The 11,570-nt window shown below is 39.1% G+C and carries 10 protein-coding genes; 7 read left to right on the top strand and 3 right to left on the bottom strand.

Features of this window, described 5'->3' with window-relative positions; translation table 11 throughout:
- Positions 1-356: 356 nt before the first annotated feature.
- Together CXF64_RS17315 and CXF64_RS17310 are read left to right on the top strand one after the other, a co-directional pair.
- Positions 357-971, top strand: a complete 615-nt coding sequence (locus tag CXF64_RS17315) for a trimeric intracellular cation channel family protein (protein ID WP_007587018.1) — start codon at positions 357-359, stop codon at positions 969-971.
- A 34-nt stretch (positions 972-1,005) separates the two neighbouring features.
- Entirely contained in the window at positions 1,006-2,517 is a 1,512-nt protein-coding gene (locus CXF64_RS17310) for a YifB family Mg chelatase-like AAA ATPase (protein ID WP_024590552.1), read from the top strand.
- On the opposite strand, the gene CXF64_RS17305 is transcribed toward CXF64_RS17310, so the two are convergent.
- Both CXF64_RS17305 and CXF64_RS17300 read right to left on the bottom strand, forming a co-directional pair.
- Entirely contained in the window at positions 2,514-3,218 is a 705-nt protein-coding gene (locus CXF64_RS17305; RefSeq protein WP_002957913.1) for a response regulator transcription factor, read from the bottom strand. The genes CXF64_RS17310 and CXF64_RS17305 overlap by 4 nt on opposite strands.
- A gap of 216 nt (positions 3,219-3,434) precedes the next feature.
- On the bottom strand, positions 3,435-5,930 hold the full coding sequence (locus CXF64_RS17300) for an alpha/beta hydrolase family protein (protein ID WP_101217616.1): 2,496 nt from the start codon (positions 5,928-5,930) through the stop codon (positions 3,435-3,437).
- A gap of 84 nt (positions 5,931-6,014) precedes the next feature.
- Here CXF64_RS17300 and CXF64_RS17295 point away from each other — a divergent pair, with 84 nt between their 5' ends.
- Positions 6,015-7,091 (top strand): hemolysin family protein, encoded by a 1,077-nt coding sequence (locus tag CXF64_RS17295; protein WP_101217615.1) that lies wholly within the window; start codon positions 6,015-6,017, stop codon positions 7,089-7,091.
- Positions 7,092-7,123: 32 nt separating this feature from the next.
- Here CXF64_RS17295 and CXF64_RS17290 read toward each other — a convergent pair whose 3' ends face one another.
- Positions 7,124-8,335 (bottom strand): EAL domain-containing response regulator, encoded by a 1,212-nt coding sequence (locus CXF64_RS17290; RefSeq protein WP_101217614.1) that lies wholly within the window; start codon positions 8,333-8,335, stop codon positions 7,124-7,126.
- Between the two features lie 166 nt (positions 8,336-8,501).
- Here CXF64_RS17290 and CXF64_RS17285 point away from each other — a divergent pair, with 166 nt between their 5' ends.
- From CXF64_RS17285 to CXF64_RS20770, 4 genes are all read left to right on the top strand, one after another.
- Complete coding sequence (locus CXF64_RS17285) at positions 8,502-9,518, top strand: metalloprotease (protein ID WP_101217613.1); 1,017 nt, start codon at positions 8,502-8,504, stop codon at positions 9,516-9,518.
- A gap of 131 nt (positions 9,519-9,649) precedes the next feature.
- Complete coding sequence (locus tag CXF64_RS17280) at positions 9,650-10,891, top strand: HlyD family efflux transporter periplasmic adaptor subunit (protein ID WP_101217612.1); 1,242 nt, start codon at positions 9,650-9,652, stop codon at positions 10,889-10,891.
- A 202-nt stretch (positions 10,892-11,093) separates the two neighbouring features.
- Entirely contained in the window at positions 11,094-11,276 is a 183-nt protein-coding gene (locus CXF64_RS17275; RefSeq protein ID WP_133120273.1) for a hypothetical protein, read from the top strand.
- Between the two features lie 13 nt (positions 11,277-11,289).
- The gene (locus CXF64_RS20770; protein ID WP_155945840.1) at positions 11,290-11,463 is read left to right on the top strand and encodes a hypothetical protein; all 174 of its coding nucleotides are present in this window, start codon (positions 11,290-11,292) and stop codon (positions 11,461-11,463) included.
- The last annotated feature ends 107 nt before the right edge of the window (positions 11,464-11,570 follow it).

Genomic DNA, 11,570 nt, shown 5'->3' with positions numbered 1-11,570 from the left:
TTAAAGCGTGTTTTTTTATGTCTAAAATTTGGTGTGTATATTGTGGCTCATAACCCGAAGGTCGTCGGTCCGCTTTTTACAAACTCAGGCTCCCGCAACCATTGAAATAAATAAGAATGAAACGACACACTTAAAGCGTGTTTTTTTATGCCTGAAATTTGATGAGTGTGGTGATTTAGCTTATAGGTTAAAGATCGTCTTCACAGCATGAGGCATTCACTACTCATAAGCACAAGCTCCCGTCCCCTGAGATACACTTCACAAAAGTTATAAACGACTTAAAATAAATCGTTATTACTTAAAACTTTGTTTAGTTTGTGTTAAAACGGCACAAATATTTTTGGGTTGTTACAAATATGACTGAACTTTACCACTGGTTTGATTTAATAGGCATTGCGGTGTTTGCTGTATCGGGCACTTTGCTAGCGTACGAGAAAAAAATGGATGGCTTTGGGGTCGTAGTTTTAGCGACAGTAACTGCTATTGGTGGTGGTACAGTGCGAGATCTAATTTTAGATGTTCCTGTGTTTTGGTTACACGATCAAAGTTACTTTTTTGCCATACTAGCTTCAGTATTTGTTACAACACGCCTTATAAATAAACAAAAGCCGATACCTCATTATATTTTACAAACAGCGGATGCGTTTGGTTTAGCTTTTTTTGCAGTAATGGGGGCGCAAAAAGCGCAGCTTGTTGGTATGCCCGATATGACTGCGGTAATTATGGCTGTAATTACAGGCTGCTTTGGTGGATTAATTCGAGATGTGCTTGCACGCGAGATCCCTATGCTATTAAAAGGTGAGCTTTACGCTATTACCTGTATAGCGGGTGGCACTGTTTATACGCTTGGCATTAGTTTTTCGTTAGTAACCGAAATGGCGATGGTATTAGGTATGTTAATGACCTTATTACTTCGTTTAGCTGCTATAAAATGGCAAATCACATTACACGTTTTTAAATATCCTGACTAAACTGGTGTAATCACACCATTTACTAGGATAAGGAATGTCATTAGCTCGTATATTTTCTCGTGCTCAAGTGGGTATAAATGCCCCTGAAGTTATTGTAGAAGTTCACTTAGGAAATGGTTTACCCGCTTTTCATATTGTAGGCCTGCCCGAAGCTTCCGTTAAAGAATCAAAAGACAGAGTGCGTAGCGCACTCGAAAACTCTCAATTTGGTTTTCCTGATCAACGAATAACCGTAAATTTAGCCCCAGCCGACTTGCCAAAAGATGGCGGACGGTTTGATCTTGCTATTGCGGTGGGTATTTTAGTCGCCTCTGGGCAAATAGTGTGTCCTGATATTCACAAGTATGAGTTTTATGGTGAGCTTGCTCTAAATGGTGAGGTGCGTGGTGTAAACGCTATTTTACCTTCGGTACTTGCTGCAAAAGAGCAAGATCGTTGCTGCTTTTTACCTCTTGCAAACGACAGCCTAGCAAGCCTAGTTAATGGCGTTAAACGCAAAGCCGTAAGCTCTATTCAAGAAGTGTGGGGGGACTTACTTAATCAACAACCCTTACCATTGAATATAGAGTACCCCGACTGCACACAAGCCCCTGACTTTTTACTCGATTTAAGCGATGTGAAAGGTCAGCCCGGTGCAAAGCGAGTACTCGAAATTGCTGCAGCTGGCGGGCATAATTTACTATTTTTAGGTCCTCCAGGTACTGGTAAATCGATGCTGGCCCAGCGAATGGCAACTATAATGCCTACTATGTCGGACGATGAAGCTATTTCGACAGCTGCGCTTTACTCTATTATTGGACAATCTATAGATTTAACTAATTGGCGACAGCGGCCATTTCGTAATCCACATCATACTTGTTCAGCTGTTGCCTTGGTGGGGGGCTCTTCGAATCCCAAACCTGGTGAAATTTCTCTGGCACATAACGGTGTGCTCTTCTTAGATGAGTTACCGGAATTCGAGCGTAAGGTACTTGATTCACTGCGTGAGCCAATGGAAACCGGTACAGTTACTATTTCACGTGCAGCTAGGCAAATGGAGTTTCCGGCGCAGTTTCAGCTTATTACAGCATTAAATCCAAGCCCAACAGGGAGTCATACAGATAAGCGGGCAACTCCCGATCAAGTTATGCGTTATTTATCGCGAGTATCAGGACCTTTTATTGACCGTATTGATTTGCAAATAGAACTACCTCGTTTAACGAGTGTTGAACTACAAAGTACTCAGCCGGAGGAAAGTAGTGCTGAGGTTAGAGCAAGAGTTGAAGCGGCTTATTACCTACAACTAAAACGCCAAGGTAAGGTTAATGCGAGGCTTAATAATAAAGAAATGAGTGTGCACTGTGTACTGGCGCCAGCAGAGTTGCAGTTTTTAGCCAGAGCAAGCGAGAAGTTGTCTTTATCGCCACGCTCTTATCATAGAGTAATTAAGGTGGCGCGGACTATTAGTGATTTAAAAGGGGCTGAAAATATTAGTTTAAATGAGCTTAAGGAAGCACTTAATTACCGTGCATTTGAGCGCCTTATTGCGCAATTAACTAAATATTAAATAGAGAGCATATAGCCTTTACCGCGAACGGTAACAATACGTTTTTGATCTTTTTCGTCATTTAATTTTTTACGTAAACGACCGATCAGCACATCAACAGTACGATCGTTTGGACTCCAATCGGGCTGGCCTATTTCTTCTGATATTTTTTCACGGGATGTGGCTTTACCTGCATTACTAATTAAGCAAATAAGCACTTTATGTTCGGCTTCAGTTAAGCGTGATTCAACGCCTGCAGCAGTAATTAGTGTGCGGTTATCGGGGTGAAGCTTAAAGTCAGCATATTCTATAAACTCTTCGCTTTCGTCGTCTTCTAGGTTAACTGCAACACGCTTATAGAGCGCGCGCATGCGAAGTTCTAACTCAAGTAAATCGACAGGCTTACAAATATAGTCATCAGCACCTTGTGCAAGGCCTGCAATACGATCGGCTTGGGAGTCACGACTCGATAATACAATAACGCCAATATCGGTAAGTGTGTTTAATTCTTTTGCCAGCTGAAGCCCATCGCGCTTTGGCAAAACAATGTCAATTATGGCTAATGATATAGCACCGCGCAGGTTTACCCGCTGCCTTACAATGTTAAGTGCATCAGCGCCAGTTGGGTCTACCTCTATTGTAAATTCGGTATCTGCAAAGTGATTTTGGATGCGTTTAACGAGTAGTTCATCGTCTTCAACCAATAAAACATTAATAGCCATAGTACTTTATTTTGAATGCTTATAGCTCTGTATGGTAGCACCATTAGGTAAATGCTGAGAAGGGGGTTTATTAGTTTTAAGTAACTTAATATTTCAAAGGTGTATAAGACGTTATTAGAGGATGAGGTTAGCACCTTTAAACTAATTAAAAGGTGCTAAATAATTAATACTACTATTAATAAATCTGTATTAAGTCGTTATTTTAAAGGTTCAGGCTCAGTCATTTTTATACATTGAGTCCCACCATTGAGGTTCATCTTTTAGCTTTTTATCAAAGTATGCAAGCATGGTGTTCCACCAATCAAATCGTTTATCGCGTGCAAAAATTTGGTGGTCGGCGCCTTTGTATTCGATTAACTCTACGTCCTTATTAAGCAGTTTAAGCGCAGTGTACATGGTTAAACTTTCGCCTACAGGTACATTGGTATCGCTATCACCATGAAGAAGTAACATAGGAGTTGTTACTTTGTCGGCATGAAATACAGGGCTGTGCTGGCTGTAAAGCTCAGGGTTATTCCACGGAAAGCTATTTTTTGATGCTTCGCCTGAATATAAATAGCCCCACCAACCTTCACCCCAATATGAGGTAATGTTAGAAATACCCGCATGAGCTATTGAAGCACTAAATATATCGGTTTTAGTTGCTAGTAGCATGGTCATGAAGCCACCGTATGATGCCCCTAAATTTCCTACCTTTTCACTATCAACATAGTTGTATTTCTTTAAAAAGGCTTGCGTGCCTTTGATAATATCGTCTGCGGTGTAGTCCCCCCAGGCATTAACATGTTGCGCTGAAAACTTTTGTCCAAACCCTGTTGCGCCAGTAGGTTGTACTACATAAACAACGTAGCCATTTTCTGCCCAGAAGTTAAACGGGTAACGACCTGTAAAACCACGCGTAACTGGTGAAGTACCGCCGTAGTAATACACGAGCGCAGGGTGCTTTTTAGTTTTATCTAAGTTGCTAGGAATGTACACACGACCAGTTATTTCGACACCATGTTTATTTTTAAAATTAAACTCTTCTAATGTAGGGAGTCGTGTATTTGCATAGCTACTTGGTTTTGAATCCCATATTAAATCTGTTTTATTTTTACTTACGTTAAGGCGCTTTAGTTGTTGTGGAGCTAAAGCGTTGGTACCACTTAGTAAAATTTCGGTATTACGGTCGTATGAGTAACTAAATTGTTCAACAATATCCAATCCCGTACTTAACTTTTTAAAGCGCTGTTTACTTAAATCAAATAGGTAAAGTGGTTGAGTGTCTTGCTCTGTTACTTTAATGAGCGCATCGCCGTTTTCTAAAACTTGCAGTTGGCCAATAGCGGGGTCGAACTGTTTACTAAGTGCTTTTACGTTTTTACCGCCTTCAGTAAGTAGATAAAGTTGCCCGTCGTAGTTATTGGCAAGCATTGCTTTTGGTAGAGCTCTGCCTGCGCCATTTTTAAAATCGGGGCCTGCAACTACATAAATGTCTTTATTTGCATATTTAGCTAAATTAAACGTTTTAAATTTACCAAGCGATGAAAGCTTATTTGATTTTAAATCGAGTTCGACTAACTCTGTTTCAGGGTGGGTTGATGCTTGCATTGCCATTACTGGGCGGCTCATTAATATTTTGCCACGGTTACTATTTGAATCTTCAAGGCTGTAAGAAAGAGGACCTTGGCTAAGTGCTTTTGTTAAACCACTTTTAGTATCAAACATATAAATTTGGCTGGTGGTACGTGCATACGACCAGCGATCTTGTAGACCTTTATAGTGCTTAGTTAAGCTGTTAGTGCTCTCAGGTGATTTAGACCAGCTAAACAAAAGGCTGGTGTCGTTATAAAAGGTAAAGCTATTGGCTCCTTCTAAATCGTTTGCTAATGTTTTTATTGAGAAGTTTTTACGGCTAAGTTGTTTAAGCTCACCATTTAACAAATACACTAAATATTGGTTATCTGGACTCCAAATAATGTTACTTGGTTGGCCTGCTTCGAAGCGATAAAGCATTTGATTATCTGAATCTTTAAGTACTGTAACTGTATTTGCTTGGTTTTGTGTTTTATCGCTATAAGTGCGAGTAGTAGTAACGTACTGCTTAGCATTAGGTGCGAGTGATAATTGGCTGATTATAGGGGCATCAAACAATTGTTTTGCAGATAAGCGTTTTGTTTTTGAGGCGCTAAGCGTAATTTTATCAACGTCGCTTTTAGGTGCAAAATCAAGCATTACGTCGTGCCAATTAGCTACTTGTTGGGCTACTATTAAAATAGAGTGAGTACTGTTATTTAAAGCTAACTTATAGCTATTTTTATCGCCTGTTTGTAGTTCGCCATTAATAAATAACTGACCTTGCTCAATCCCTTTTAAGGTAAGCGTACCTTGTGTAAAGCGGGTTGTTTCAATATTAAATTTTAGTGCCTGTAACCCACCTAAAGTGAGCGCATTGATTTTATTAAACGGCTGCCAGTTTTGTTTTTTCCCAAATACAGAAAAACTATCTGAGTCTGCTTGTAGTTGCGGCAATAGGTTATTAATAATGGCATTGCCATGAGGTGTTTGAAAAGGCTTTAACTGCATGTCTTCGGCAAGTGGGCCGATAAACTGAATTTTTGATTTATCCAATGGTGCAGCTATTGCAGCAAAGCTTAAGCTGCTAAGCGTTAAAAGAGTCGCTGCATGCTTAAATAGCTTATTTTGATGACACCATGGTGCGCTAAATTTCATTATTATGCCTATTATTATTGGAAGTTTGGCCAAATATAGCATGTATTGATACCATGCTCACATATCCAATATAGAGGAGAGAAAGTGACTTTACTGATAGTTTATATGGTAGTGGCGATTGTTATTTCGTTTTTATGTTCTGTGATGGAGGCTGTGTTATTAAGTATTTCGCCCAGCTATGTTGCATCACTTAGGAAAGAGCACCCTGAGCTGGCTAAACAGCTCGAAAAGCTTAAAAACAATATAGATCAGCCTTTAGCTGCTATTTTAACTTTAAATACGGTTGCCCATACTGCGGGTGCTGCTGGGGTAGGCGCACAGGCAGCTGTCGTGTTTTCCGATGCGGCTGTAGGTATTGCATCAGCCATTATGACATTCCTCGTATTAATACTTTCTGAAATTATTCCTAAAACCTTGGGGGCTAATTACTGGCGAGCTCTAACGCCAAGTGTTACTTACGCTTTGCGGTTTTTAGTTATATCGCTAAAGCCTTTTGTATGGTTTGCACAAAAGCTAACAAATTTAATGGGTCCAAAGCACGATGAGGCTTACTATATTCGTCAAGAGATAGAGGCAATGGCTGATATAGGTACGGAGTCGGGTGCATTACATCAGGATGAGTCCGAAATAATTCGTAATCTATTGCATTTTAGACATGCAAAATTATGCGATTTAATGACGCCTCGAACTGTTATTTTTAAAATCCACAAAGACTTAACCGTGAATCAGTATTTAAACGATCACGGCTCGTCGTCATTTTCTCGTATATTGGTATTTGATAAAGACAGCGACGATATTGTAGGGTTTGTGCATAAAAACGATATTATGCTGGCATTTCATCGTTTAGGTACCGATTACAAAATTAGCAAATTGATTAAGCCTATTTATACGGTGCCGAGTTCTCAAAATGTATCGTCGTTACTGCAAACTCTTTTAACAAAGCGCACGCATATATGCCTAGTTGTAGATGAGTACGGTGACGTGCAAGGTATTGTAACGCTAGAGGATATGATTGAAGCTTTAATGGGGCTAGAGATTGTAGATGAGCGTGACCAATCTACTAATATGCGCGCAGTAGCAAGGCAGCGTTGGCACAAACGTTTAGCAAGCAGTGCGCATATAGTCAGTGAAGAAGATAAACACACTCGGGGTGATAATTAGTTAACCAGCCCCGATTAAATATTAATACCGCTTTAAGCTGGACTGCCATCAGTTTTCAGCCAATCTTTAGCCCAAGATATAAATTCGTCTTGTGGTTTAGGGCGGCTAAATAAAAAACCTTGTATGGCTAGTTTTCTTTTATAATGCCTTAAATAAACGAGCTCTTCTGGTCGTTCAACACCTTCTGCCACTAGATCTAAATTATCTTTACTCGTAATATTAAATAACGAACTTACGACCACTTGAGAAAATAAATCTGTTTCTATATGGCTAATAAGTGAACGGTCTATTTTAATTTCAGTAAAAGGAAGATTTCGAAGCTGATTCATATTAGTAAAACCAACACCAAAGTCGTCTAGCGATATACCAAAGCCATGCATTCTTAATCTGTTTAGTGTTTCTAATTGCATGAGGCTTGAGAGTGCATGTTGTTCTGTTATTTCTATAATTATATTACTAGGCGTGAGTTGGTTTAATTCTAAAATGAGCAGTAATTTATTAGGGCAGTTTAAGTCGTCGAGCTGAGTTGGCGATAAATTAAATGCCATTTTAAAATCATTACCTAGTTGTGCTTTCATATTTTTGAATTCGCTGGTGGCCTTTTCAAAAAGAGAAAATGTAATTTGATTAATTAAGTTGTGTTGTTCGGCAGTGTTTATAAAACGGTTAGGTAAAATAATATTGCCATCTTTACTTGATAAAATACGCGCTAAGACTTCAACGCTTTCAATTTTATTGTTATCAGCGTTTATTTTTGGTTGGTAAAAAGGCGTTATTTCATCGTTTTTTAATGCATCAATAAGCTCATCTTTTGAAATGGCCGACTCTTTTAATAAAGTGTGGCTGTTTAATTGCGCCACTTTAATAAGTAACCTACTAACCTGAGACAGTTGCACTGGCTTTGAAATATTTCCAATGAGGTGAGCGTTATGTTGTTTCGCGAGGTTGGCGGCTAAGCTAATAACTTTATGATCCATTTCAGAAACAATAATAATACCGCCTTGATAATGTAGCCCTCCTAAGTGGCGGATTAGTTCCATGCCGTCCATTTCGGGCATATTGAGATCAGTAAAAATAGCATCAAAGTAGTTGATATCCTCTTTAACTTTTTCAAGAGCTTCTTTTGCATTCAGGCACGTAGTTATAGTGTTAGACATACCCAATTCGTTAAGTATAGCTTCCATAACGATCAAAATTGCTTTTGAATCGTCAACAACTAAAATATTAGGCACTATTTTGTCCACTGTTATCCCTTTCAATGTATCGCTTGGAGTTACTATAAAAGTAGTAGTGTTTTTTTATTTTGTCAGTATCAAATACTTTTATTTTGAAAATAGTTACCTAGCACCTTCACTCGTCTTTTTAAGCTGATTAGGTATACTAGCGCCATTATTTTAAACGGTCTTAATTATGATAAGAATAGATCTTACTTTAGCCGAGCAACCATTTTCGCTTATGGTGTCTGGGCAAAGAATTGTGCAGGTATTTCACGCGCAACAAGCCATTACCTTTGATAACCCTCGTGAAAACTATTTTCAATTTACTTACGACAACAAAGTAATAGGTATCGATACAGCGGCGGTGAAAGAGCAAAGCATTTCGCTCTTTGTAGATGATCAATTTGCAACACAACTTGCGTTACCAGCACCTACAAATGGGTCACCTAAAAAAGGCTTTTTAGGTCTGGCTGCATTAGGTTTTAAGCTTTTTAAAAGTGCTAAGGTAATTAAAGTAGTGCTTGCAGGGGCTTCTGTTGCAGGCTATGCGTGGTTATTTAGTATTGAATTTGCACTAATGCTAATTGGTTGCTTAGTTGTACACGAGTACGGCCATGTGCGAGCAATGAAATACTTTGGCATAAAAACCAAAGGTATTTACTTAATCCCGTTTGTTGGTGGGCTAGCTGTAAGTGACGATAAAATAACGACTCGTTGGCAAGATGTCGTTATATCGCTAATGGGACCTGCATTTGGTTTAATTACCTCGGTACTGGGTGTCGTTTTATATTACGCCACCGAGATGGAAATATTTGCAGGTGTGGCGGTTCTTAGTGCGTTATTAAATTTATTCAACTTGTTACCAATTTTGCCGCTTGATGGCGGGCATGTATTAAAAAGTATCAGCTTTTCAATGCGTTCATGGATTGGTTTAAGTGTATGTTTACTCGGTGTACTGTTTGGTTTATGGCTGAGCTACACATTTGGCTTAATGTTACTGGTATTCTTTTTGTTTGTAGGTGCGCTGGAAATTGTATTTGAATGGCGAGGCCGTCACTATTCACATTTAATGCCACTAGATAAATATGGCCAAGGTTTTTCAGCGGTTATGTATGCAATTGTAGTAGCTGGGCATGTAGCTGTAATGATGCACTTTGCCGATTCGGAAAATCCAATATTGAGCCTGCCGATGACTATTTTATCGAGCTAGTATTTTTATTTTTTCTAACTAAATAAGTTAGTTTTTTGCATTAATATTTTATTTTTCGACTTTTATGTTGATTTATTGTTAATTGAATTCTAGTGTAATATAAATTAGAACAATCTTAGCGGATCAACTGGATGTTATTTAGAAAGGAAGCTGTCGCTCAGCAAAGTGAGCGTTTAACTGGTGTGATTACGCTAGCACAACCACTATCAATAAAACTTATCGTATTTGTTTTGGTATGTATTGCGATTGTAGTGATAAGCTTTTTATTTACAGCAGAGTATTCCCGCAAGGAAACAGTACGGGGGTTTTTAATACCCAATAAAGGGATAATCCAAACCTTTGCTAGTCAAGGTGGTATGATTGAGCTGCTATTTGTACAAGAGGGTGATGCCGTTACTAAAGGTCAGCCGTTGGCGACCATTATTGTGCAGCAAAATAACAGCCAAGGCATAGCCTTGAGTACCCAGCTTGTTGAGCAGCTAAGTATGCAAATACAGTTGCTCAATGATGAGATAACACAAAACCTTACCCTACAAAAGCAAGAGTCACTTAACTTGCACGCGCAAAAACGTGCACTTACTAATGAGCAAGCTGCATTACAAAGTCAACTTGCTCTAGCTGATGAAAAATTAGGGCTACTTAACCGCCAACAAAGCAACCTTAATCAACTTAATAAAAATGGCTTTTTATCAAACATCGAGCGAGAGCAACAGCAGCAAGCCCTCTTAGATGCTAAGCAAGAAAAACAAAACCTAGCGCGCTTGCTTATGCAGCAAGAAAATCAATTAAGTCAACTTAGTTTTAATATTGCTAACGTGCCCCAGCAGTATACTTTGCGTATAAATAGCCTTAAGCGCCAACAAGCGGATATTCAAAACCAGCTCACACAAATTAAAAGTAACTATCAATATACCATAACAGCCAGTAACAGCGGTGTTGTTACTGGCATTCAAGTGGTTGAAGGCGAAACACTTACCCAAGCCAAACCACTGTTGCATATTATTCCCGAAGGCTCAGAGCTAGTAGCAGAGTTGCTGCTACCAACACGTTCAGCAGGCTTTATACAACTAGGTAACGATACGCGCCTGCGTTTTGATGCTTTCCCTTACCAACGCTTTGGTTTTATTAACAGCAAAATTATCCGCATCGACAAGGCGCTCATTACTCCAAATGAAATACGCCTGCCTATTACCCTGCAAGAGCCAGTGTACCGTTTGCGAGCGACACTCAGCCAACAACAAATGCAGGCCTTTGGTAAGGCGTTTGAGCTGAAAAGTGGCATGTTGTTTGAGGCAGATATTATGTTGGAGCAACGCACATTAATCGAGTGGTTACTCGAGCCACTGTACAGCCTAAAAGGGCGCGTAAGTTAAGTGTAGCGTTTTATAAAATAAAGAAAAATTTGAAAGTTTTGGTGGTTTGCTAAATGCAAACAACCGAAAAAGACGGCCAGCTTTAGTTAACTTTAGCGAGCAGCTAAAGCTAGCCTATTAATCGCTCACCTTTATTGAAGGGGAGCATATTAACAACCCGATGACTTAATTAAAAAGCATCGGATTTATGGAGTATAACATTATGCGTGAATTAAACGTAAATGAAATTAAAGACGTTAATGGTGGTAATCCTATAGTTGTAGCACTTATTGCTTATAGAATTTATAAAATAGTTAAAGCAGGAACGAAAGCTACGGCTGCTGCTACAGCTTTAGGCGGTGCTGGTGTTGTAGGTAACGAAGTTGGAAAAGCTTTAGCTAATTAATAAGGGACTAATTATGAGAGAGTTAACCAAGAAAGAGCAAAGTAATGTTAGTGGTGGTTTTCCTATATTAGGAGCTATAGCTGCTACTTTTATTGCAGGGGTTATTGTTGGCTATGCGCATGAAAAGTACAAACAATACCAAAGTTCTAAAGAAACAAAACAAGCAGGGTGTGAACCGACCTGTTAACTAGCATATTTAGCTGAAAGAGGTAATAGAGTAGCTTTTTAAAGCTGCTCTAAAAAGCCGCAGGAAAATGTATGAATAATATTCAAAAAATTATCTTATCTTTACTT

It is taken from the genome of Pseudoalteromonas sp. GutCa3, assembly GCF_002836155.1.
In the GTDB taxonomy this organism is placed as follows: Bacteria; Pseudomonadota; Gammaproteobacteria; order Enterobacterales; family Alteromonadaceae; genus Pseudoalteromonas; species Pseudoalteromonas arctica.
The sequence above is the reverse complement of the archived record's forward strand: the minus strand, read 5'-3'. Positions and strand labels throughout refer to the sequence as shown.